The 22462-nt window shown below is 63.3% G+C and carries 27 protein-coding genes; 14 read left to right on the top strand and 13 right to left on the bottom strand.

Features of this window, described 5'->3' with window-relative positions; genetic code table 11:
- Positions 1-57 precede the first annotated feature (57 nt).
- Together GEV38_RS00570 and GEV38_RS00565 are read left to right on the top strand one after the other, a co-directional pair.
- Complete coding sequence (locus tag GEV38_RS00570) at positions 58-606, top strand: gamma carbonic anhydrase family protein (RefSeq protein WP_003261048.1); 549 nt, start codon at positions 58-60, stop codon at positions 604-606.
- Positions 607-725: 119 nt separating this feature from the next.
- Positions 726-1376 (top strand): HAD family hydrolase, encoded by a 651-nt coding sequence (locus GEV38_RS00565; RefSeq protein WP_015268457.1) that lies wholly within the window; start codon positions 726-728, stop codon positions 1374-1376.
- A 132-nt stretch (positions 1377-1508) separates the two neighbouring features.
- Here the strand turns inward: GEV38_RS00565 and GEV38_RS00560 are convergent, their stop codons facing one another.
- A complete protein-coding gene (locus tag GEV38_RS00560) occupies positions 1509-2582 on the bottom strand; it encodes an aminopeptidase (RefSeq protein WP_054572548.1) in 1074 nt (357 codons plus the stop codon).
- An 85-nt stretch (positions 2583-2667) separates the two neighbouring features.
- Here GEV38_RS00560 and GEV38_RS00555 point away from each other — a divergent pair, with 85 nt between their 5' ends.
- The gene (locus GEV38_RS00555; protein ID WP_054572547.1) at positions 2668-3081 is read left to right on the top strand and encodes a hypothetical protein; all 414 of its coding nucleotides are present in this window, start codon (positions 2668-2670) and stop codon (positions 3079-3081) included.
- A 55-nt stretch (positions 3082-3136) separates the two neighbouring features.
- Positions 3137-3550, top strand: coding sequence for a hypothetical protein (locus GEV38_RS00550; RefSeq protein WP_013970286.1), 414 nt, complete (start codon positions 3137-3139; stop codon positions 3548-3550).
- Positions 3551-3670: 120 nt separating this feature from the next.
- Here the strand turns inward: GEV38_RS00550 and GEV38_RS00545 are convergent, their stop codons facing one another.
- Both GEV38_RS00545 and GEV38_RS00540 read right to left on the bottom strand, forming a co-directional pair.
- On the bottom strand, positions 3671-3904 hold the full coding sequence (locus GEV38_RS00545; protein ID WP_015268454.1) for a DUF1161 domain-containing protein: 234 nt from the start codon (positions 3902-3904) through the stop codon (positions 3671-3673).
- A 73-nt stretch (positions 3905-3977) separates the two neighbouring features.
- Positions 3978-4403: an OsmC family protein gene (locus tag GEV38_RS00540; RefSeq protein ID WP_013970285.1), complete on the bottom strand. Its 426-nt coding sequence runs from the start codon at positions 4401-4403 to the stop codon at positions 3978-3980.
- A gap of 153 nt (positions 4404-4556) precedes the next feature.
- On the opposite strand from GEV38_RS00540, the gene GEV38_RS00535 reads away from it, so the two are divergent.
- Positions 4557-5561, top strand: coding sequence for an LLM class flavin-dependent oxidoreductase (locus GEV38_RS00535; protein WP_015268453.1), 1005 nt, complete (start codon positions 4557-4559; stop codon positions 5559-5561).
- 98 nt (positions 5562-5659) lie between these two features.
- Here GEV38_RS00535 and GEV38_RS00530 read toward each other — a convergent pair whose 3' ends face one another.
- The gene (locus GEV38_RS00530; protein WP_003261041.1) at positions 5660-5881 is read right to left on the bottom strand and encodes a DUF1161 domain-containing protein; all 222 of its coding nucleotides are present in this window, start codon (positions 5879-5881) and stop codon (positions 5660-5662) included.
- A 101-nt stretch (positions 5882-5982) separates the two neighbouring features.
- On the bottom strand, positions 5983-6198 hold the full coding sequence (locus GEV38_RS00525; protein ID WP_013970282.1) for a dodecin: 216 nt from the start codon (positions 6196-6198) through the stop codon (positions 5983-5985).
- A 150-nt stretch (positions 6199-6348) separates the two neighbouring features.
- Here GEV38_RS00525 and GEV38_RS00520 point away from each other — a divergent pair, with 150 nt between their 5' ends.
- Positions 6349-6672 (top strand): YqjD family protein, encoded by a 324-nt coding sequence (locus GEV38_RS00520; RefSeq protein WP_003261039.1) that lies wholly within the window; start codon positions 6349-6351, stop codon positions 6670-6672.
- Here GEV38_RS00520 and GEV38_RS00515 read toward each other — a convergent pair.
- On the bottom strand, positions 6669-7565 hold the full coding sequence (locus GEV38_RS00515; protein WP_015268452.1) for a LysR family transcriptional regulator: 897 nt from the start codon (positions 7563-7565) through the stop codon (positions 6669-6671). The genes GEV38_RS00520 and GEV38_RS00515 overlap by 4 nt on opposite strands.
- Before the next feature lie 111 nt (positions 7566-7676).
- On the opposite strand from GEV38_RS00515, the gene trpB reads away from it, so the two are divergent.
- Positions 7677-8894 (top strand): tryptophan synthase subunit beta, encoded by a 1218-nt coding sequence (gene trpB, locus GEV38_RS00510; protein WP_015268451.1) that lies wholly within the window; start codon positions 7677-7679, stop codon positions 8892-8894.
- On the top strand, positions 8891-9700 hold the full coding sequence (gene trpA, locus GEV38_RS00505) for a tryptophan synthase subunit alpha (protein ID WP_054572545.1): 810 nt from the start codon (positions 8891-8893) through the stop codon (positions 9698-9700). Before trpB ends, trpA begins: the two co-directional genes overlap by 4 nt.
- A gap of 120 nt (positions 9701-9820) precedes the next feature.
- On the opposite strand, the gene GEV38_RS00500 is transcribed toward trpA, so the two are convergent.
- A complete protein-coding gene (locus GEV38_RS00500; RefSeq protein WP_054572544.1) occupies positions 9821-10153 on the bottom strand; it encodes a DOPA 4,5-dioxygenase family protein in 333 nt (110 codons plus the stop codon).
- Between the two features lie 52 nt (positions 10154-10205).
- Here GEV38_RS00500 and GEV38_RS00495 point away from each other — a divergent pair, with 52 nt between their 5' ends.
- Positions 10206-10823 carry an NAD(P)-dependent oxidoreductase gene (locus tag GEV38_RS00495; protein ID WP_054572543.1) on the top strand — a complete coding sequence of 206 codons (618 nt, stop codon included), beginning with the start codon at positions 10206-10208 and terminating at the stop codon, positions 10821-10823.
- Positions 10824-10944: 121 nt separating this feature from the next.
- Here the strand turns inward: GEV38_RS00495 and GEV38_RS00490 are convergent, their stop codons facing one another.
- On the bottom strand, positions 10945-11844 hold the full coding sequence (locus GEV38_RS00490; RefSeq protein WP_015268447.1) for a LysR family transcriptional regulator: 900 nt from the start codon (positions 11842-11844) through the stop codon (positions 10945-10947).
- Positions 11845-11952: 108 nt separating this feature from the next.
- Here GEV38_RS00490 and betC point away from each other — a divergent pair, with 108 nt between their 5' ends.
- The 3 genes from betC to GEV38_RS00475 all read left to right on the top strand — a co-directional run bounded on the left by betC (position 11953) and on the right by GEV38_RS00475 (position 16125).
- On the top strand, positions 11953-13470 hold the full coding sequence (betC, locus tag GEV38_RS00485; RefSeq protein WP_054572542.1) for a choline-sulfatase: 1518 nt from the start codon (positions 11953-11955) through the stop codon (positions 13468-13470).
- A 14-nt stretch (positions 13471-13484) separates the two neighbouring features.
- A complete protein-coding gene (gene choX, locus GEV38_RS00480; protein ID WP_054572541.1) occupies positions 13485-14414 on the top strand; it encodes a choline ABC transporter substrate-binding protein in 930 nt (309 codons plus the stop codon).
- A 145-nt stretch (positions 14415-14559) separates the two neighbouring features.
- Positions 14560-16125: a SulP family inorganic anion transporter gene (locus tag GEV38_RS00475; RefSeq protein WP_054572540.1), complete on the top strand. Its 1566-nt coding sequence runs from the start codon at positions 14560-14562 to the stop codon at positions 16123-16125.
- A 113-nt stretch (positions 16126-16238) separates the two neighbouring features.
- On the opposite strand, the gene aroE is transcribed toward GEV38_RS00475, so the two are convergent.
- Positions 16239-17063 carry a shikimate dehydrogenase gene (gene aroE / locus GEV38_RS00470; RefSeq protein WP_015268442.1) on the bottom strand — a complete coding sequence of 275 codons (825 nt, stop codon included), beginning with the start codon at positions 17061-17063 and terminating at the stop codon, positions 16239-16241.
- Positions 17064-17088: 25 nt separating this feature from the next.
- On the bottom strand, positions 17089-18000 hold the full coding sequence (gene hemF, locus GEV38_RS00465; protein ID WP_013970271.1) for an oxygen-dependent coproporphyrinogen oxidase: 912 nt from the start codon (positions 17998-18000) through the stop codon (positions 17089-17091).
- 134 nt (positions 18001-18134) lie between these two features.
- On the opposite strand from hemF, the gene GEV38_RS00460 reads away from it, so the two are divergent.
- On the top strand, positions 18135-19112 hold the full coding sequence (locus GEV38_RS00460) for an NADPH:quinone reductase (RefSeq protein WP_013970270.1): 978 nt from the start codon (positions 18135-18137) through the stop codon (positions 19110-19112).
- Between the two features lie 159 nt (positions 19113-19271).
- Here GEV38_RS00460 and GEV38_RS00455 read toward each other — a convergent pair whose 3' ends face one another.
- The 3 genes from GEV38_RS00455 to dprA all read right to left on the bottom strand — a co-directional run bounded on the left by GEV38_RS00455 (position 19272) and on the right by dprA (position 21721).
- Positions 19272-19580: a hypothetical protein gene (locus tag GEV38_RS00455; protein ID WP_031324379.1), complete on the bottom strand. Its 309-nt coding sequence runs from the start codon at positions 19578-19580 to the stop codon at positions 19272-19274.
- Positions 19581-20023: 443 nt separating this feature from the next.
- On the bottom strand, positions 20024-20581 hold the full coding sequence (locus tag GEV38_RS00450) for an L-threonylcarbamoyladenylate synthase (RefSeq protein WP_015268440.1): 558 nt from the start codon (positions 20579-20581) through the stop codon (positions 20024-20026).
- Between the two features lie 42 nt (positions 20582-20623).
- Complete coding sequence (gene dprA, locus GEV38_RS00445) at positions 20624-21721, bottom strand: DNA-processing protein DprA (protein ID WP_015268439.1); 1098 nt, start codon at positions 21719-21721, stop codon at positions 20624-20626.
- Between the two features lie 207 nt (positions 21722-21928).
- Here dprA and def point away from each other — a divergent pair, with 207 nt between their 5' ends.
- Positions 21929-22435 (top strand): peptide deformylase, encoded by a 507-nt coding sequence (def, locus tag GEV38_RS00440; protein ID WP_003260000.1) that lies wholly within the window; start codon positions 21929-21931, stop codon positions 22433-22435.
- The last annotated feature ends 27 nt before the right edge of the window (positions 22436-22462 follow it).

The following is a 22462-nucleotide window of genomic DNA, read 5'->3' as shown; positions in this document are numbered from 1 at the left end:
AATCGACGCCGACCGCAGCAGGCAGCCTGCCTATCGGCACAGATGAGAGACGCTATCATGGCCATCCGAAGCTTCCAGCAACACACTCCGAAAGTTGGGCCCAGGGCCTTCGTCGACCGATCGGCGGTAGTGCTGGGCGACGTGGAAATCGGTGAAGACAGCTCCGTATGGCCTTTGACTGTGATACGCGGCGACATGCACCGCATCCGCATCGGCGCGCGTACCAGCGTGCAGGACGGCAGCGTGCTGCACATCACCCATGCAGGCCCGTTCAACCCGGACGGCTTCCCGCTGATCATCGGTGACGAAGTGACCATCGGCCACAAGGTCATGTTGCATGGCTGCACCCTGGGCAACCGCATCCTGGTCGGCATGGGCAGCACCATCATGGACGGCGCCATTGTCGAGGACGAAGTGATCATCGGCGCCGGCAGCCTGGTACCGCCGGGCAAGCGCCTGGTCAGTGGCTACCTGTACATGGGCAGCCCGGTGAAGCAAGCCCGGCTGCTGAACGACCAGGAACACGCGTTCTTCGCCTACAGCGCCAGTAACTACGTGAAGCTCAAGGACCAGCACCTGGCCGAAGGCTACGACCAACCGGAATAACCCCTTCGCGGGCGCGCCCGCTCCCACAGGTCTAGCGAAGCCTTCAAGGCCAGTGCCGTACCTGTGGGAGCGGGCAAGCCCGCGAAGAAGGCCACGCAGCACTCAAGTGGAACCCGCAAATGCACCAGCAAAACATCCTCTTCGACCTCGACGGCACCCTGACCGACCCACGCCAGGGCATCACCCGCTCGATCCAGTATGCCCTGGCCAAACTGGGCATCGACGAGCCGGACCTCACCCGCCTCGAGCACTTCATCGGCCCACCCCTGCTGCAGGCCTTCATGCAGTTCTACAGCTTCGACGAAGCCAAGGCCTGGGATGCGGTGAACTTCTATCGGGAACGCTTCAGGGTCACCGGCCTGTACGAAAACCTGGTATTCGAAGGTGTGCCGGAGCTGCTCGATGCCCTGAACGGCCAGGGTCGCACGCTGTACATCGCCACCTCCAAGCCGTGGGAGTTCGCCCGTGAAATCGCCCGGCACTTCGCCTTCGACCACCACTTCAAGGTGATCTACGGCAGTGAACTGGATGGCACGCGCACCAACAAGGTCGAGTTGATTCGTCACCTGCTTGAGGAAGAAGGGCTGGACCCGGCGCAGACGCTGATGATCGGCGACCGCAAGCATGACCTGATCGGTGCGCGCAGCAATGGCTTGCAGGCGGTGGCGGTGGGGTACGGGTTTGGTAGCCAGGAAGAACTGATGGCGGAAGAGCCGGCCTACCACTTTGCTACCTTGGCCGAGATGCATCAGGCATTCCTCAAGGCTTGATGGCCATTGGGGCTGCTTTGCAGCCCATCGCCGGCAAGCCAGCTCCCACAGGGGTAGCACATGGCTTGAGGTCAATGCGGTCGAGGTGGGAGCTGGCTTGCCGGCGATGGGCCGCAAAGCGGCCCCAAAACCTCACCGGCTAGCCATCAACCGCCGTAAGGCCGCCTTCCTCTCATCGATCGGCAACCGCCCCAATTGCTCGACCCGGTGATAAAAACGCTGCCAATCCCCGTCAACCTCACGGAACACCGCCGCAAACGCCGGTACCCACTGGTCATACAGCCCGAACGGCAGCAACTTGGCATTGCTCATCGACCCATACATCCAGGCGTCATAGCGCTTGTCACCACCCCACTGGGCATCACGCACCTGCCGGTATTCCCGCCTAAGCCGCTCGAACTCCGCCTGCTTGGCCGCCCGCTTCTGCACATCATCCAGAGGCCCGGCATAAATAGCTTGCAACCGCTCGCGGCTGGCCAGCACCAACCGGATGAACTGCTCACGCTGCTGCCCCTGCTCCCCGCCAGAGGCAGCCAGGCCCCGCGCCACACGCCATTGCCGCGTGCCTTCCTGCTCGACGAAGGAGGCAAACGACTCGTTGAACTCGGTGTCGTCCTGCACATAGAAGCGCTGGTGGGCCAGTTCATGGAAGATCAGCGTGGCCAGGCGCTCGTCGCTCCAGCCCACCATCGACGACAGGATAGGGTCGTCGAACCAGCCCAGAGTCGAATAGGCCTCCACGCCGCCCACGTACACATCCATGCCATCCTGGCGCATCAACGCCGCCGCCCCACGTGCCGCGCCTTGCTGATAATAACCGCGATAGGCCACACACCCCGCGATCGGGAAGCAGTGCGTCACTGGCTGCAACGACAACTCGGGGGTAGCGAACACATTCCACACCACATAGGGCCTGCCAATGTCGGCATACACCCGGTAGCTGCGATTGTCCGGCAGCTTCAGCTGCTGGCTGGCAAATACCCGCGCCTGCCTGGCGTGTTCCAGGCGCGCGCGCAATTGCGCCGAAGTGGCCGGGTTGGCCACTACCTGATCCACTGGCTGCCGTGCGCGTAGCAGCTGCCACTGGCCCTCGGCCAACTGTCCATAGTAGGCGGCGCTGCTGCAACCGTTCAGCAGGAGCACCGCCAGCAGGGGAACCAAACGGGTGAAAACAAGGTCGAGTGGCCCAGGGCCTGAGCGCTGCATAAGAATAAGTCGAAGCATCCGGGACTGTCTGACTCGCTCAAGGCCGATTCACTCCAAGACTATCTCGCCAAGGGGGAGTTTCGCCATGCGTGCACTGTTGGTCACCGGCTCACTGTTGCTGATATCCGCCTGTTCGACCTTGCCAGACCCGGACCCGAACCAGGCCTGGATCGACCTCACGCCCTACGACAACACCTCGCTGCACGCCGTGCAGGTAGATGAACGCGACTGGGCCGACAGCCGTTACTTCGAAGTACAGCCCGGCAGCCACGAGCTGACCGTGCGCTACCAGTTTCCGGTTACCCCCAGCAATATCGGCCCGGTCGAGGAGCCTTTGTGGCGGGATTGCCAGGTCAAGGTGACCTTCAAGGATTTCAGTGCCGGTCAGCGCTACCAGTTGCAGGCTGGCAGCATCGGCTTCCGCCCCTGGATCAAACTCTATGACCGTCAGCAAAAGCTGGTTGGCCAGGGCTCGCCTGCAGGCTGCCAGCGCACCTGAAACGCACAAACGGCGCTATGCTTGTAGCCTATAAGTCGCAAGTGGGAGCTTTGCCATGCGCCAGCCCATGATGCTGATCGCCCTCAGTGCACTGGGGGCATGCGCCAGCCCCTTGCCGCCCGTCGACCCCAAGCAGGCCTGGGTCGATCTGTACACCATGACTCCCGGCAGGGTGATCATGGCCGACCGCCTCGACGGCAAGCGCCTGGAAGATGGCCGTTACTTCCAGGTGACGCCGGGCAAGCACGAACTGGTAGTGCGCTTCGATTACGAGATATATGGGGGCGGCCTCATGACCCAGCCCCGGGATCGTACCTGTTACCTGACTGTTCGCTTTGACAACTTCAAGGCCGGTGAACGCTATCGCCTGGAGGCACGGGCGCCGGTGATGGAACCGCAGGTGCTGCTGTATGACGGCAGCCGCAAGGTGGTGGTGAACGAGCCTAGCGAGGTGTTCTGCATTCCTTGACCTGGGGCTGCTTTGCAGCCCATTCGCAGCGCAAGGCTGCTCCTACAGGAGATACGCGATCCCGGTAGGAGCGGCCTTGTGTCGCGATAGGGCCGCAAAGCGGCCCCCAAAATTCTGAACCTACCGATCATTCTTCTGATAAATGATCTTCTTGGTCCCGCCATCGCAGGTCCCGACGACCATGTTCTGGTCCTTGACCTCGCTGTTGGGCACGATCTCCAGGGTATAGGACGAAACCCCCTGGGCCTGGATCTTGGCCTCGATCTCGGCTTTGAGTTCCTCGCACGGCTTGACCGCCGCCACTGCAGATGTGGCGACCAGGGAAGCCAACACGGCGATTGCTACGCGAATCATGAAACGGCTCCTGAAAGGGCAGCGTGCTGCCGACGCTGTTTAGACTACAGCAAACCGCCCTCATTGCACTGCTTCAACCCACCAGCGCCGCATCCAGGCTGATCTTCGCGTTCAACACCTTGGACACCGGGCACCCGGCCTTGGCCTTGTCGGCGATCTGCAAGAACTGCGCTTCACTTGCACCGGGTACCTTGGCCCTCAGTACCAGATGCACCGCGGTAATGGCAAAGCCATCAGCTTGCTTGTCGAGTGTCACTTCGGCAGCGGTGTCGATCCTGTCCGGGGTGAACCCCGCTTCGCCCAGCATCATCGACAGCGCCATCGAGAAACAGCCGGCATGCGCCGCACCAATCAGCTCCTCCGGGTTGGTCCCGGGCGAGCCCTCGAAACGGGTGTTGAAGCCGTAGGGGTTCTGCTTGAGCGCGCCACTTTCGGTAGAAAGCAGGCCTTTGCCGTCCTTCAGGCCACCTTGCCAGATCGCCGATGCTGTCTTTTTCATGATGCCTCCTGGTCTCGGGTTACATGCTTATGGCTTCAGAGGTCAGCCGCCTACGGCAAGTTCAGAGCAATCGCACGGCAAGCATTGAATCCGTCGAATGTGCCCATACAGAGTTGAAAAGGCCTGTGGGCCAAACACCTTTGCGGAGGCTCCATGACGCAGCTGCGTGACCTGAAGATTTCCACCCTCGACCTGGTGCCGGTACGCGCCGACGCCGGCCCGGCGCAGTCGCTGCGCAACTCGCTGGACCTGGCGCAGCACGTCGAGCGCTTTGGCTACAACCGCTTCTGGGTAGCCGAGCACCACAACATGGACGGCATCGCCAGCTCGGCGACTTCGGTGCTGATCGGCTACCTGGCCGGGGGGACCTCGAGCATTCGCGTGGGCTCTGGCGGGGTCATGCTGCCCAACCATGCACCGCTGGTAATCGCCGAGCAGTTCGGCACCCTGGCCAGCCTGTACCCGGGGCGCATCGACCTGGGGTTGGGCCGCGCGCCAGGTTCCGACCAGATGACCGCCTACGCCCTGCGCCGCGACCGCGCCGGAGGCCCGGATGACTTCCCGGACGATGTCGAGGAACTGTCACGCTACCTCGGCCCGCGTACCGATGATCAAAAAGTGATCGCCGTGCCAGGGCACGATACCGAGGTGCCGATGTGGCTCCTCGGCTCCAGCCTGTTCAGCGCTCAACTGGCCGGCATGCGCGGCATGCCCTACGCCTTCGCCTCGCACTTTGCGCCGCGCTACATGCACGAGGCGATCCGCGTGTACCGCAACCACTTCAAGCCCTCGACCACATTGGACAAGCCGTATGTGATGTTGGGCATCCCCATGGTGGTGGCGGAAACCGACGAAAAGGCCGAGTACCTGGCCACTTCGGTGTACCAGCGCATCCTCGCGCTGATTCGCGGGCAGAGCCTGATGCAGAAGCCGCCTGTGGAAAGCATGGATGGGCTGTGGCTGCCCCATGAACGGGACGCGGTGGGTAGCTTCCTCGGCCTGGCGATGATTGGCAGCCCGCAGAAGGTGCGGGCCAAGGTGGAAGTACTGCTGGAGCAGACCGGGGCAGATGAGCTGATCTTCACCTGTGATTTGTATGAGCATGCGGACCGGATTCGGTCCTATGAACTGATGGCGCAGGCTCTCAAGACCGCGTGATCTTCTTCGCAGGCTTGCCCGCTCCCACAGGTACAGCGTCGCTCTCAGGCCTGTGATATGCCTGTGGGAGCGGGCGAGCCCGCGAAGAGGCCAGCATATTAGCCGCGGCGGTACACAATCTCCTTGGTACCAGCCTCGCAGCTGCCAATCACCTTGCCGGCCGGGTCGCCCTTGTCGACTATCTCCAGCTTGTAGCCGGTGACCCCCTTGGCATCCAGCTTGGCCGCAATCTCTGCCTTGAGCTCCTCGCACGGCTTGCCCGCCGCCAGCGCACCACCGGCCAGCGTCATCAGGCCCAGCGCCAGAATCAGTTTATTCATCACTCGCTTTCCTTGTGCAGATGAAATCAGAAAAGGCGCCCGCCAAGGCGCCCCCTCCCTAAATACCCCATCATGCCGGGCTCATCCAGCCCGGCAGTGTTTCAGCTATTGGCGATACGGAAGCCGACCTTCAGCGTGACCTGGAAATGCGCCGCCTTGTTGTCACGGATATGGCCACGGGTATCTATCACTTCGAACCACTCCAGGTGCTTGATGCTCTTGCCGGCTTCGGCCAGGGCATTGTTGATCGCCTCTTCGATGCTGGTGGTCGAAGACCCCACCAGCTCGATCTTCTTGTAGGTGTGATGATCGGTCATGAGCGCTCTCCTCGGATGATGGTGAGATTGAGCCTAGCAGCGCAGGCCTGGTTTACCTGCGAGCGGTCACCATTGACGAAAGTTCGATCGCACTTTCCCGCGGACCCAAGGTCGCAATCCTTACAGTCCATACTGCAAAGGAGAGTCAACATGCACCGCAATTCGCTGCGTAGAACGTCCCTGGAAAGCATGGAAGCGGAGATCGAGAGCCTTCTGAAAAGCCTGGAAAACCTCAAGCATGATGCGTCGGAGGAGTCCCAGAAATCGGTGAAGGCAATCCGCAGCAACGCCGAGAGTGCCCTGCGTCATTCGCGCCACCTGTTGAGCGATGCCTACGAGGAAGTGAAGCACCGCACCCGCCAGACCGGCATCGCCACCCGCGACTATGCCCAGGAACACCCGTACACAACTGCCGGCGTTGCCATTGGCGCGCTAGGCTTGCTGGCGGCGTACCTGATGTGCAAACGCAACTAAGCGCCCTGTCGCGCCAGTTCCGCCCTTAGCCACTGCGCCAACTGCTCGGCGCGCCCGTCCGCGGCGCGCCTGGGCACCCACAGCGCCAATGCCGCAGGGGTAGGTGAAAAGCCCCACGGCGCACTCAAACGGCCAGCTCGCAGGTCGTCAGCGACCAGCGGCTGCGGCGCAATCGCCACACCCAGCCCGGCCACGGCAGCTTCCAGCAGGTAATACAGGTGCTCGAAGGCCTGGCCATAGTGGAGGGCCGCCGGCTCCAAACCCTGTTCCAGCGCCCAGGTCGGCCAAGCCTGCGGGCGCGAGGTGGTGTGCAGCAAGGCTTCGTCCAGCAAGGCCTTGGCCGGCGCGCCATGCAAGCGCTCGAAACCGGCGAAATGCGGGCTAAGCACCGGCCCGATGCGCTCCTCGGCCAGTACATGCACCTGCATGTCCGTCGGCCACGGCGGCTCGGCGTAAACCAGCAGCGCATCCAACCCTGGCCGCCGTGGGTCCAGGTCGCCTTCACCGGCCGACAGGTGCAGACGCAGTTCAGGTAAATCCGCCTGCAGCCGCCCCAATCGCGGGATGAACCAGCGCGCCAGCAGGCTGCCCGAGCAGCCCAGCACGAATGGCGCCTCGCTGACGTCGTGGCTGAGCTCGGCGCACACGCTGCGCAGGCGATCGAAGGCTTCGCCACTGGCATCGCGCAGACGTACGCCGGCATCTGTGAGTTTGATGCCACGCCCGTCCTTCACGAACAGCGCTACGCCCAGGTGCTCTTCAAGTACCTTGATCTGCCGGCTGACGGCGCCATGGGTGACGTGCAGCGCTTCGGCCGCCTGGCTGACGCTGTTGAGACGAGCGGTGGCCTCGAAAGCCCGAAGGGCGTTGAGGGGAGGGAGATCGTGGGCCATTTTACCTGTGAGTTTTTCTGACAAGTTTGCGCAATCTTATCGGTTTTCAGCTGGGCTTGCCGTGGTTAGAGTAAAGCCCATCACTCATTCATTACGCCCTGGAGCGCCCCCATGACCCAGTCCCAATACCGCCCCGGCCCCGACGCCAATGGCCTGTTCGGCTCGTTCGGCGGCCGCTACGTGGCCGAAACCCTGATGCCACTGGTGCTGGACCTGGCCCGCGAATACGAAGCGGCCAAGGCAGACCCCAAGTTCCTCGAAGAGCTGGCCTACTTCCAGCGCGACTACATCGGCCGCCCCAACCCGCTGTACTTCGCCGAGCGCCTGACCGAGCACTGCGGCGGCGCCAAGATCTTCTTCAAGCGTGAAGAGCTCAACCACACCGGCGCGCACAAGGTGAACAACTGCATCGGCCAGGTGCTGCTGGCCAAGCGCATGGGCAAGAAGCGCCTGATCGCAGAAACCGGCGCCGGCATGCACGGCGTGGCCACCGCCACCGTCGCTGCCCGCTTCGGCCTGCCTTGCGTGATCTACATGGGCGCCACCGACATCGAGCGCCAGCAGGCTAACGTGTTCCGCATGAAGCTGCTGGGCGCCGAAATCGTCCCGGTCACTGCCGGCACCGGCACCCTGAAGGACGCCATGAACGAGGCCCTGCGCGACTGGGTCACCAACGTCGAAGACACCTTCTACCTGATCGGCACCGTGGCCGGCCCGCACCCGTACCCGGCCATGGTCCGCGACTTCCAGTCGATCATCGGCAAGGAAACCCGCGCCCAGTTGCAAGAGAAGGAAGGGCGCCTGCCAGACAGCCTGGTTGCCTGCGTCGGTGGTGGCTCCAACGCCATGGGCCTGTTCCATGAGTTTCTCGAAGAGCCAAGCGTGCAGATCATCGGCGTCGAAGCCGGTGGCCACGGTGTGCACACCGACAAGCACGCCGCCAGCCTCAACGGCGGCGTACCGGGCGTGCTGCACGGCAACCGCACCTACCTGCTGCAGGACGAAGACGGTCAGATCACCGACGCCCACTCGATTTCCGCCGGCCTGGACTACCCGGGCATCGGCCCGGAGCACGCCTACCTGCACGAAGTGAAGCGTGTCGAGTACGTCAGCATCACCGACGACGAAGCGCTGGATGCATTCCACGCCACCTGCCGCCTGGAAGGCATCATCCCGGCCCTGGAAAGCTCCCACGCCCTGGCCGAGGCGATCAAGCGCGCACCGAAGCTGCCCAAGGACCACCTGATGGTCGTGTGCCTGTCGGGCCGCGGCGACAAAGACATGCAAACCGTCATGAACCACATGGCCGCCCAGGAGAAACAGGCATGAGCCGTCTTGAACAACGCTTCGCCGAGCTGAAGGCCGAAGGCCGCTCGGCACTGGTCACCTTCGTCACCGCGGGCGACCCGGGCTATGACGCCTCGCTGCAGATCCTCAAGGGCCTGCCGGCAGCCGGTGCCGACGTGATCGAACTGGGCATGCCGTTCACCGACCCGATGGCCGACGGCGTGGCCATCCAGCTGGCCACCCTGCGTGCCCTGGAAGCCGGCCAGACCCTGGCCAAGACCCTGCAGATGGTTCGCGAATTCCGTGTGGATAACCAGGCCACACCGATTGTGTTGATGGGCTACTACAACCCGATCCACCGCTTTGGCGTGGAAAAGTTCGTGGCCGAAGCCAAGCAAGCGGGTGTAGATGGCCTGATCATCGTCGACCTGCCGCCAGAGCACGACGCCGAACTGGCAACCCCGGCCCAGGCAGCGGGTATCGACTTTATCCGCCTGACCACCCCGACCACCGACGACGCGCGCCTGCCGCGCGTGCTGGAGCGCAGCTCCGGGTTCGTCTACTACGTGTCGGTGGCCGGTGTGACCGGCGCCGGCTCGGCGACCACCGAGCACGTGACCGAAGCCATTGCCCGCCTGCGTCGGTATACCGACCTGCCAATCAGCGTTGGTTTCGGTATTCGTACGCCGGAGCAGGCTGCGGCCATTGCCCGTCTGTCGGACGGCGTAGTGGTGGGCTCGGCGCTGGTCGACAAGATTGCCCAGGCCAAGAGTGCCGAGCAGGCAGTCAACGATGTATTGAGCCTGTGCTCGGCACTGGCTGAAGGGGTGCGCGGCGCCCGCCGTTAAACCGCGTCGCCTTCATCGCCGGCAAGCCAGCTCCCACAGGTACAGCGCCGCCCTCAGGCCCTGTGATATCCCTGTGGGAGCTGGCTTGCCGGCGATGAGGCCAGTACAGACTATGAAGAACTAGCCCCCAAACATCGACAGATCCAGCGGCCGCACCGCCCCCATCCAGATCGCATGGTCACGGTGGTCCGCCAGTTCATCCCCGGTCAGCGGGTGCATGAACACCACCAACCCCTTCCGATACAGCGCCAACCACGGCAGCACCACCCCCACAAACTCCGGCTCGAAGGCCAGCTGGCAGCTCCAGTCCGGGTGCGGCCCCACCGGTTTCTGGTGCATGCGCCCCATGGTCACGGGAAACAGCCGCGCCGCTTCCTCACACAGCTCACGGGCCTGGTCCATGGTCGCTGCGTCGTAGTAAACGTGGGCGTGATAACCCTTGATCCTCTGCACGATAACTCCTGATTGCGGTCCAAACATCACCACCTGCAAAGGGAGTGATGCAGTGAAAAACGCCGAAACCCCAGTGTTCAAACTGGTCCTGTTCGGGCCAGAAAGCAGCCTGGGCAACGCCCTGATGGTAGAGCTGCTGTCGCGCCAGCACGAAGTCACCGCCGTGGTCGACGACCTTAATCGCCATGCGCCGCGCCCCGGCCTGCATTTCAAGATAGGCGGGCTGGGCAATGCCGACCAGGCGGAGCAGGGCGCGGCAGGCGGGTCGGCAGTAATTGCCCTGTTGTCGACGCTGGCGCCGGGCGATCTGCCCAGGCAAGCCCGCATGAGCGAGGCGCTGGTGGCGGGGCTGAAGCGTACAACTATACGCCGGCTGTTGCTGGTGGGCGATTTCGATGTGCTGGATAAGCCGGGCAAGTACAGCGAGGCGGAGCGGGAGTGTGTGGACCAGGTGGTGGACGGGTTACAGCGCAGTGCCTTGCACTGGACGCTGATCAATGCCCCGCAGGAACTGGCCGGGTTGGGGATGGAGCATTTTCGCAGCACTGAAGGTACGCTGGAGCCGGGGTTGGCCGAGCCGTTGCGGTACCTGGCCAGGGTCGCGGCAGGGATGGTGGATATGCTGGAGCTGGATTTGCACCGGGGCGAGCATCTGAACTTTGTGGTCTAGATTGCCGGGGCTGCTGCGCAGCCCATCGCGACACAAGGCCGCTCCCACACGGGCCGGCGTGCGCAGTACCTTTGTAGGAGCGGCCTTGTGTCGCGATGGGCCGCAAAGCGGCCCCAAAATCTCAAAGGCTACGCTCTTGCTCCAGCCAGTCCACGAACCGCTCGATCAAAGCCCCACGCCGCTTGCGTGGTGGTAGCACTGCGTAATACCCGCGCGCCGAGCGCAAACTCCCCTCCAACGGCCGGCATAGCAACCCTTGCTCCACCAGCCCATCCACCAGGTGCCCCCAGCCAATCGCCACCCCTTGCCCGGCAATCGCCGCCTGGATCAGCAACGTATAGTTATCAAACCTCAACTGCCCGGCCGGTGGCGGGCTGGCCACACCAAACCCGCGAAACACCCCTGCCCAATCAAACCAGCGGCTAGCCTGCTCTCCCTTCAAGTGCAGCAAGGGCAATCGTTGCAAAGCCACGGCTGACAAGGGTTTGCCATGAATCAGCCGGGGGCTGCACACCGGAAAAACCTCCTCATCGAATAGCCAGCGGCTCTCGCCCTGGTGAAAGCGCCCGTCGCCAAACAGCACCGCCACATCGATGTCCGGGCGCAACATGCCCTGGCTGCGCTCACCGGTCACCAGGCTCACGTCCACCTGTGGATAAGCCTCGTGAAAACGCTGCAGCCGTGGCATCAGCCAGAACGCCGCAAAGGCGAAGTCGGTAGCCACCTGCAGCACTTCCCTCTGGCCGCGCCCACTGGCCTGGGCAATGCCGTCCTCCATGGCCTGCAGGCCCTGGTGCACCTGTTCGAACAGCACCTGGCCGGCCTCGGTCAGCTCGATACCCCGGTAAATGCGGTCGAACAACCGCGTGCCCAGCTGTGCCTCCAGCCGTTTGACTTGCTGGCTCACCGCCGGCTGCGTGGTGCCCAGCTCCAGTGCCGCAGCGGTAAAGCCACGCAACCGTGCGGCAGCCTCGAACACGCGCAGTGTATCCAGCGACAACTTGGCAAGGTGGTCAAACATAAGCAGGGCTAATCCCAGTCATTGCCCGCCATGGGCTTTACCCATGTTATCCACAGTCGCATCTTGATAGGCAAGCGGTTCGCATAACCCTCAACGATGGAAGCCACCATGACGCGCCCGAATATCCTGTTCATCATGGCAGACCAGATGGCCGCGCCCTTGCTGCCGATCTACGCCTCTTCGCCGATCCAGATGCCGCACCTGAGCCGCCTTGCCGAACAGGCGGTGGTTTTCGACTCGGCTTACTGCAACAGCCCGTTGTGCGCACCGTCGCGCTTCACTCTGATCAGCGGCCAGCTGCCCAGCCGCATCGGTGCCTACGACAATGCCGCCGACTTCCCTGCCGATGTACCGACCTATGCCCATTACCTGCGCCGTCTGGGTTACCGCACCGCGCTGTCGGGCAAGATGCACTTCTGCGGGCCGGACCAGCTGCATGGCTACGAAGAACGCCTGACCAGCGATATCTACCCGGCCGACTACGGCTGGGCGGTGAACTGGGATGAGCCGGACGTGCGCCCGAGCTGGTATCACAACATGTCCTCGGTGCTGCAGGCCGGCCCGTGCGTGCGCACCAACCAGCTGGATTTCGACGAAGAAGTGGTATTCAAGGCGCGCCAGTACCTGTACGACCATGTGCGCGAAAACGATGGCCGGCCATTCTGCCTGACCGTGTCGATGACCCACCCGCACGACCCATACACCATCCCCAGGCGCTATTGGGATCGCTACGAGGGTGTGGATATCCCCATGCCCCGCGCCGAACTGGGCCAGGCAGAGCTTGACCCGCACTCGCAACGCCTGCTGAAGGTCTACGACCTGTGGAACAAGCCGCTGCCTGTGAACAAGATCCGTGACGCCCGCCGTGCCTACTTCGGCGCCTGCAGCTATATCGACGACAACATCGGCCTGCTGCTGCAAACCCTGGAGGAATGCAACCTGGCTGACGACACCCTGATCGTGTTCTCCGGCGACCACGGTGACATGCTCGGCGAGCGCGGCCTCTGGTACAAGATGCACTGGTTCGAGATGTCGGCGCGGGTGCCTCTGCTGGTGCACGCGCCGAAGCATTTCGCGCCAGCCAGGGTCAGCGCTTCGGTGTCTACCTGCGACCTGCTGCCGACCCTGGTCGAGCTGGCCGGTGGTGCTGTGGATAACCACCTGCACCTGGATGGCCGCTCGCTGGTCGGCCACCTGCAAGGGCAGGGTGGCCATGACGAAGTGATCGGCGAATACATGGCCGAAGGCACCGTCGGCCCGCTGATGATGATCCGCCGCGGGCCGTACAAGTTCGTGTACAGCGAAGACGACCCATGCCTACTCTATGACCTGAGCCGCGACCCGCACGAGCGGGAGAACCTAACCGGCAGCCCGGAACACCAGGCGCTGCTGCAGGCATTTGTCGATGAAGCACAGCAGCGTTGGGATATCCCCAGCCTGCGCCAGCAGGTTCTGGCCAGCCAGCGGCGCCGCCGCCTGGTGGCCGAGGCGCTGGCCGTCGGCAAGCTGAAAAGCTGGGACCACCAACCGCTGGTGGACGCCAGCCAACAGTACATGCGCAACCACATCGATCTCGACGACCTCGAGCGCAAGGCACGTTATCCACAGCCCGCCCCCCTGGATTGAGAAGAGAGGCCGCCATGCACAAGTTCTCCGCCGCCGTGTTCGCCCTGGCCCTGAGCCTGGGTACCGCCACGGCCCACGCCGCCGACAGCGACGCGCAATGCACCACCGTGAAGATGGCCGACCCCGGCTGGAGCGACATCGCAACGACCAACGCCTTGGCCCGCGTGCTTCTGGAAAGCCTGGGTTACCAGGTGAAAATCGACAGCCTGGCCGTTCCGATCATCTACGGCGGCCTCAAGGATGGCCGCGTCGATGCCTTCCTCGGTAACTGGATGCCGGCGCAGCAGGGCTTTCATGACAAGTTCATCGCAAATGGCGATGTGCAGCAGCTTTCGCGCAATCTGGAAGGAACCGAGTTCACCTTGGCAGTGCCCGACTATGTGTGGAATGCCGGAGTGAAAGATTTCGCCGACTTGCAGAAGCACGCCGACCAGTTCGACAAGAAGCTGTACGGGATTGGTTCCGGGGCACCGGCCAACCTGTCGTTGAAGGAAATCATCGACAAGAATGAATTCAACCTCGGCCAGTGGAAACTGGTGGAGTCCAGCGAGCAGGCGATGCTGGCACAGGTCGACCGGGCGGTGAAGAAACAACAGTTCATCACCTTCCTCGGCTGGACCCCGCACCCGATGAACGTGAAGCTGAAGATGCATTACCTGAGCGGCGGGGAGAAGTGGTTTGGCAGCAAGGGCGAGGTGTATACCCTGACCCGCAAGGGTTATCCACAAGCCTGCCCGAATGCGGCCAAGCTGCTGGGCAACCTGAAGTTCACGCTGGACATGGAAAACACCATCATGGCCGAAGTTGTGGACAAGAAGATCAGCTTCGATGATGCGGCCAAGGCTTGGCTGAAGGCGCACCCCGAGTTGCTGGAAGGGTGGTTGGCCGGGGTGACGACCAAGGCCGATGGCAATGCGCTGGAGGCCGTCAAAGCCAAACTGTAACCTCACAAGCAAAACCTCTATCCCTGTGGGAGCGGGCATGCCCGCGCGCACCGGCGAAGCCGGTGCCATCCACCGCGGCGGCTTCTTCGCGGGCATGCCCGCTCCCCACAGGGATTGGCGAAACAGTAAGGAATGTGGATAACCCATGCATCGCCTCACTCACCTGCTGCCCTTCCTCTCATGGCTCCCCCGCCAATCGGGCCGCAGCCTGCGCCAGGACCTGCTGGTGGGCCTGAGCGGTGCAATCCTCGCCCTGCCGCAATCCATCGCCTATGCCCTGATCGCCGGCCTGCCCGCCGAATACGGCCTGTACGCCGCCATCGTGCCAGTGCTGATCGCCTGTCTGTGGGGCTCGTCCTGGCACCTGATCTGCGGCCCGACCGCAGCCATCTCCATCGTTCTCTACGCCAGCATCAGCCCGCTGGCCGTGGCTGGCAGCGCCGACTATGTCACCCTGGTGCTGCTGCTGACGTTCCTCGGCGGCATCTTTCAGTTACTGCTGGGGCTTTTGCGCTTCGGCGCACTGGTCAATTTCGTCTCCCATTCCGTGGTGCTCGGCTTCACCCTGGGCGCCGCTGTCGTCATTGCCCTGGGCCAGTTGCCCAACCTGCTGGGCATGGACCTGCCAAGCCAGGCCACGGCGCTGAAGACCGTGCAGGACCTGGCCAGCCATGCCGGCGACGTCGACCTGCCTTCCTTGATTCTGGGCCTGGCCACAGTGCTGATCGGCGTAGGCTTCAAGCTCTGGCGCCCACGCTGGCCCAGCCTGTTGATAAGCCTGATTTTGGTAAGCCTGCTGGCCTGGCTGCTGCCCGGGTTCTTTGGCCATGTGCCGCGTGTGCCCGCATTCACCGGCCAGCTGCCGCCCTTCAGCCCGCTGCCCTTGCTGGATGTGGAACTGATCCTGCGCCTGCTGCCCAGCGCTGTGGCAGTGGGCATGCTCGGGCTGGTCACCAGCCTGTCGATTGCCCGCTCATTGTCGGCACGTTCGGAGCAGTTGATCGACGCAGACCAGGAAATACGCGCACAGGGCCTGTCGAACATCGTCGGTGCGTTTTTCTCCGGTTACCTGTCTTCCGGCTCCTTCACCCGTTCCGGGCTGAGCTACGACGCCGGTGCCCGCTCGCCCATGGCCGGGGTATTCTCGGCGCTGTGGGTGGCCGTGTTCGCCGTTGCCGGAGCTGGGCTGATCGCGCACCTGCCGATTCCGGCCATGGCCGGCAGCATCCTGCTGATCTGCTGGGGGTTGGTGGACCACCGGGGGATTCGTGCGCTGTTCCGGGTCAGCCGCTCGGAGTTCCTGGTAATGGCGCTGACGGCGGCAGCGACCTTGTTGCTGGAGCTGCAGACGGCGATCTATGCCGGAGTGCTGGCGTCGCTGTTCTTCTATCTGAAGCGCACCTCGCGACCACGGGTGCAACAAAGCCGTGAAGGGGAGGCGGACGTGCTGCGGGTGGGCGGGTCGATCTTCTTTGGTGCGGCGCATTACCTGCAGGTGCGCTTGCAGCGCTGCCAGGGGCCGCATGTTGTTATCGATGCGCGGCAGGTGAACTTCATCGATTACTCGGGTGTGGATATGTTGCACCGCGAGGCGCGGCGGTTGCGGCGGGCAGGGGGGAGTCTGACCCTGCACCGGGCCAGGCCGCAGGTGATCGAGGAGTTGCAGAAGCTGGAAGGGGTGGAGCTTTGTCCGATCCGGTTTGAAGAGTGATGTTGGGTTGAGATTTTTGGGGCTGCTGCGCAGCCCATCGCGACGCAAGGCCGCTCCTACACCGACCGCGCAAAGCCTGCTGACGCGGTCCCCTGTAGGAGCGGCCTTGTGTCTCAGCCGCGAGCCAGCTGCCGGCGCAACTCAGCCAACACTGGCGCCGTATCCGGCCGCACCCCACGCCAGATAAAGAAAGCCTCAGCCGCCTGCTCAGCCAGCATCCCCAGCCCATCCAGCACCTTGGCCGCCCCCAGCTTCTCGGCCCACTGGCAAAACGGCGTAGGCTCCTTGCCATACATCATGTCGTAGCAAACCGTGCGCCCCGCCTCGACCAGGCTGTCGGCGATCGGCGGCAACTCACCGGCCAGGCTCGCCGAGGTGGCATTGATGATCACATCCACCGGTTCCTGCAACCAGGCAAACCCGCTGGCCACCACCGGCCCCAGTTCATCGAACTCACGCGCCAGCTGCTCAGCCTTTTCCACGGTACGGTTGGCAATCACCAGCGACTGCGGCTTGTGCGCCAGGATCGGCTCCAGCACGCCACGTACCGCGCCACCAGCACCCAGGATCAGAATGCGTTTGCCCGCCAGCTCGACCCCAGCATTCACCGTCAGGTCGCGCACAAGGCCAGCGCCATCGGTGTTGTCGCCCTGCAGTGTGCCATCGGCCAGCTTGCTTAGCGTGTTCACCGCACCAGCGCGCCGAGCACGCGGGGTCAGGCTGTCGCACAGGCGGTAGGCCTCTTCCTTGAACGGCACGGTGACGTTGCCGCCGCGGCCTTGCTTGAAGAAGCCGCGCGCGCAGTCGCTGAACTCGTCCAGCGGCGCCAGCAGGGTGGCGTATTCCAGGTCCTGGCCGGTCTGTTCGGCGAACAGGCGATGGATCAGCGGCGACTTGCTGTGGCCGATGGGGTTACCAAAAACGACGTACTGGTCCATGACGGCTCCTTGATTATCCACAGGCTTACTGGCCGAGCCAGTCGCGGTCCTGCAGGAAGTACTCGGTCAGGCGTGCTTCTTCGCTGCCGGGCGCGGCCTTCCAGTCGTAGCCCCAGCGCACCTGCGGCGGCAGCGACATGAGGATGGACTCGGTGCGACCGCCGGACTGCAGGCCGAACAAGGTGCCACGGTCGTAGACCAGGTTGAACTCCACGTAGCGGCCACGGCGATACTCCTGGAACTCGCGCTGCTGCGGCGTGTAGGGCGTGCCCTTGCGGCGCTGGACGATCGGCAGGTAGGCGTTGACGTAGGCGTCGCCAATGGCGCGGATGAAGGCGAAGCAGGTGTCGAAGTCCCACTCGTTCAGGTCATCGAAGAACAAGCCACCGATGCCGCGTGGCTCGCCACGGTGCTTGAGGTGGAAGTAGCGGTCGCACCAGGCCTTGTAGCGCGGGTACACATCGGCACCGAACGGCGCGCAGGCCTGCTCGGCCACACGGTGCCAGTGGATGCAGTCTTCTTCATTGCCGTAGTACGGGGTCAGGTCGAAGCCGCCGCCGAACCACCAGACAGCCTCTTCACCTTCCTTTTCGGCGATGAAGAAGCGCACGTTGGCGTGGGAGGTGGGCACATGCGGGTTGTGCGGGTGGATCACCAGCGACACGCCCAAGGCCTCGAAGCCACGGCCCGCCAGCTCGGGGCGGTGGGCACTGGCCGACGGCGGCAGACCGGCGCCGAACACGTGGGAGAAGTTGACCCCCCCTTTCTCGATCACCTTGCCATCGCCGATCACCCGCGTGCGGCCCCCGCCACCGGCTTCGCGCACCCATGCGTCCTCGACGAAGCGGGCGCCGCCGTCTTCAGCTTCGAGGGCAGAGCAGATGCGGTCTTGCAGGTCGAGCAGGTAGGCTTTCACGGCCTCGGTGCGGCTAGTCATCGGGTCACCAGGAACGGGCAGGGAAGAATTCGCCGCGTAGCATACCACCCCCAGCCCGCGCGCCGCAGTTGACGGCGATCAAGCAAAGGCGTCCGATAGAAGGTCTTTCCCGACCCATACGACAGGAGTGCGAGATGGCCAAGCGTATCCAGTTCAGCCAGCATGGCGGCCCGGAAGTGCTGCAGTTTGTGGAATTCGAACCAGCCCCGCCAGGGCCACAGCAGGTGCGTGTACGTAACCATGCGATCGGCCTGAACTTCATCGATACCTACTTCCGCAGCGGGCTGTATGCACCGCCATCCCTGCCTTCGGGGCTAGGCACTGAAGCGGCTGGCGTGGTCGAGGCCGTGGGCGAGGGCGTGACCCGGCTGAAAGTGGGTGACCGCGTGGCCCATGCCGGCGGCCCGTTGGGCGCGTACAGCGAGGTGCATACGCTGCCGGAAGCTAATCTGGTGAAGCTGCCCGACAACATCAGCTTCGAGCAGGCAGCGGCGGTGATGCTCAAGGGTTTGACCGTGCAGTACCTGCTGAAGCAGACCTATGAGGTGAAGGCGGGTGACGTGATCCTGTTCCACGCAGCAGCTGGCGGCGTGGGTTCGTTGGCGTGCCAGTGGGCCAAGGCGCTGGGGGCCAAGCTGATCGGTACCGTGAGTTCTGCCGAGAAGGCCGAACGGGCCAAGGCGCTTGGGGCGTGGGCGACCATCGACTATAGCCGTGAGGACGTAGCCAAGCGGGTGCTGGAGCTGACCGACGGCAAGAAATGCCCGGTGGTGTATGACGGTGTGGGTGCCGACACCTGGCTGACCTCGCTGGACTGCCTGCAGCCGCGCGGGTTGATGGTGAGCTTTGGCAATGCCTCGGGGGCTGTGAGCGGGGTGAACCTGGGGATTCTGGCGCAGAAAGGGTCGCTGTATGTGACCCGCCCGACGTTGGCGACCTATGCCAACAATGCCGAGAATACCCAGGCCATGGCCGATGACCTGTTTGCGATGATCGGCAGTGGCAAGCTGGTTGTGGATATCCAACAGCGGTATCCGCTCAGCGAGGCGGCCAAGGCACAGGCGGAGCTGTCGGCTCGGCGGACTGTGGGTTCCACAATTCTGCTTCCTTGAGTTCACTCCCACAGGTACTGCACCGATCTTAAGTGCAGTGCCATCCCTGTGGGAGCGGGCATGCCCGCGAAGCAAGCACCGCGGTGCATGGCACCGGCTGCGCCGGTGTTCGCGGGTGAACCCGCTCCCACAGGTACTGCGTCGGCCTTGAACAGGGCGCTATGCCTGTGGAGGACGGGTGGTTGGTATCGACTCGATACCATCGAGAATCGCCTCCACCAATCCCTCCGCCAATTCAATGGAATGCAGGCTCGACCAATACATGCCACGGCCTTCTTCGCGCAGGTACTCGAGGGCTTTCGAGCCCGTTTCGTAGGCGCCTCGCAGATACAGAGCTACATGAACCAAGGCGTCCTCGGCGGAAATGTTCGGGTTTACGGTGAACAGCGGTTCGTGGCCGGCATCGCAGCGGCCGAAGGGGCGGGTGGATGTGCAGGGTAGGGGTGGATCGGGGACAATCTTCTTCATCACTAGATCTCGCTTCATGGCACCACCCAGTCGTTACCACACGAATAGGTGGCAGCTGTACGCAGGGTGGTAAACCGGGTGGGAGATCTAAAACCCAGCAGGCACGAAGCCTCCTGCGAACAGCCGCCATGGACTGCCAAGATCACCCAGAACCCGGGTTACCACACCCGATCGCCAAGTTATTCGGCGACGGCTGAAGACTAAGGGCGGAGGTTCCCACTGAGAAGGTGATGGCAGGGGACGCGGCTCGTAGGATATTTCCCAAGCCGCAAGCTGGACAGGCATTCGAAACAAAATCAGAAAAATCTGCGGGGGCTTGGCCCTGACCTGTGGGAGCGGGCATGCCCGCGAACACGGGCGAAGCCCGTGCCAGGCACCGCGTTGGATTCTTCGAGGGCTCGCCCGCTCCCACAGGAGGTCCCGGCCAGGCCTGTGGGTATGAGTTAGCCTGGCCGAACGACTTCGCCTGTGGCCAGGTTGCGAATCACACTCGGGTTCTTCCTTCCACCCAAGGCCCCGCCCAGTACCAGATCCAGCTGCCCATGGAAGTACTGCTCCACCCGCAACCGGGTCTTCGCCGCCGGGCGCCCGCCCGGGTTGCACGAAGTGGAAATCAACGGACCCACCAACGCACACAGCTCACGTACCACCGGGTGGTCACTGACCCGCAGTGCCACGGTGTCATGTTGCCCGGTAACCCACTCGGGCAACAGGTCCTGGTGCGGCACCAGCCAGGTGTTCGGCCCCGGCCAGGTGCTGCCCATGCGGTCGATCCAGTCTTCGGGGAAATCCTCAAACAAGAAGTCGAACTGGCGGATGTTGTCGGCTACCAGGATCAGGCCTTTATCCACAGGCCGCGACTTCAGCGCCAGCAGGCGATACACCGCGTCCTCGTTCCACGGGTCGCAGCCCAGGCCCCAGACCGCTTCCGTCGGATAGGCGATCACTGCGCCCGCCCGGATCTCACGTGCGGCTTGTTGCACACGAAAACTGCTCACCATTTCTGTTACTCCGCCTATATACCTTGCTTGTGAGCAGTGTACTTAGCCCGCGCGGGCAAACCAACGCCCGGCTTCATTGCTGACCCGGCCTTCCAGCTCCAGTTCGGTCAGCTGCGCCAACACGTCGGCCAGCGGCAGCTCGCTGCAGTGGGCCAGGCTTTCGCTGGTTTGTGGCGCAGCATGCAGCAGGGCGAGAAGAGGATGGTCGAATTTATCCACAACCGCAGGCGGCAGGTTCTGCCAGCCCTGCAGGCTTTCCAGTATCTGCTCCACGCTCTCCACCAACAGCGCGCCGTCACGGATCAACTGGTGGCAGCCTTTGGCCCCGGGGTGGTGGATGGAGCCCGGTATGGCATACACCTCGCGGCCTTGCTCGGCAGCCAGGCGTGCGGTGATCAGCGAACCACTGGCCAGGCTTGCCTCGACAACCAGCACGCCCAGCGACAGCCCGCTGATGATGCGATTGCGCCGCGGGAAATTACCGGGCAGCGGCCCGGCATCCAGCGGGTACTCGGATACCAGCGCGCTGCCATTGTCGATCATCGCTTGCGCAAGCGACTTGTGGCGCTGTGGATAAAGTTTTTGCAACCCCGTACCGAGCACGCCGATCGTGCCCCCGCCAGCCTGCAATGCGGCCCGATGAGCGGCACCGTCGATGCCCACGGCCAAGCCGCTGGTAATGGTGAAACCGGCCTGCGCCAGGTAGCGGGAAAATGCCGCAGCGGTGTCGAGCGCCGGTGGTGAAGCACGCCTGCTGCCCACAATTGCCAGTTGTGGGCGCTCGAGCAAGGCCGGGTCTCCAGCTACGAAAAGCAGTGGAGGGGCATCGTCGATTTCCGCCAATAGTGGCGGGTAGCCAGGGCCGTCCCACATCAGCAAATGCTGGCCCTGGCGCTCTAGCCAGGCCATTGCGGCCAATGCACCCTCACGAACTTCGGCACTGCGCCGGGCATCGATGGTGGCCTGGGGTATGCCCAATGCGCGCCAGGCGCCGGCGGGTGCACACAGTGCCGAAGAGGCACTGCCAAAAGCCTCAAGCAAGGTGTTAAAGCGACGCAATCCCGTCTCCGGCAGCCGGTGCAGGCGTAATCGGGCCTCCAGTTCGGCAGGCGGAAGAGGCGACGAATGGTAGGTCTGCATGGGGATCATCCTTGATCGAAACGGGGCCATCGACGTGGCACAAACTGTGGATAACTTTGTTGATAACGCTTTGACAACCTGTCCATCGAATGGGCAATAAGCTGGCCCTGAAAACCCTAGACGAGCTTTCACAGGTGCTGAAATCCCCGTTTCCCTTTATTATGTGTGCTCAGTTTTCAACCGAACGCACAGTGACTGCCTGACCTTATGGCCATCTTGAACATTCTCGAATTCCCGGACCCGCGCCTGCGCACCATCGCCAAGCCGGTGACGGTGTTCGACGACGCCCTGCGTCAGCTGATCGACGACATGTTTGAAACCATGTACGAAGCCCCTGGCATCGGCCTGGCCGCTACCCAGGTCAACGTGCACCAGCAGGTCGTGGTCATGGACCTCAGTGAAGACCGCAGCGAGCCGCGCGTCTTCATCAACCCCACGGTCGAAGAGCTGACCCACGACATGGGCCAGTATCAGGAAGGCTGCCTGTCGGTACCTGGCTTCTACGAGAACGTCGACCGCCCGCTGCGTGTGCGGGTCAAGGCCCAGGACCGCGACGGCAAGCCTTACGAGCTGGAGTGCGAAGGCCTGCTGGCGGTGTGCGTGCAGCATGAATTCGATCACCTCAACGGCAAGCTGTTCGTCGACTACCTGTCGCAGCTCAAGCGCGACCGGATCAAGAAGAAGCTGGAAAAGCAGCACCGCCAGCAAGCCTGATCCCCACCTTCCAGAAGGCTTGCTCCG

It is taken from the genome of Pseudomonas sp. 13159349 (assembly GCF_013305685.1).
Classification (GTDB): Bacteria; Pseudomonadota; Gammaproteobacteria; order Pseudomonadales; family Pseudomonadaceae; genus Aquipseudomonas; species Aquipseudomonas asiatica.
Note: the sequence above shows the minus strand (reverse complement) of the source record. Positions and strands in the feature narration are given on the sequence as shown.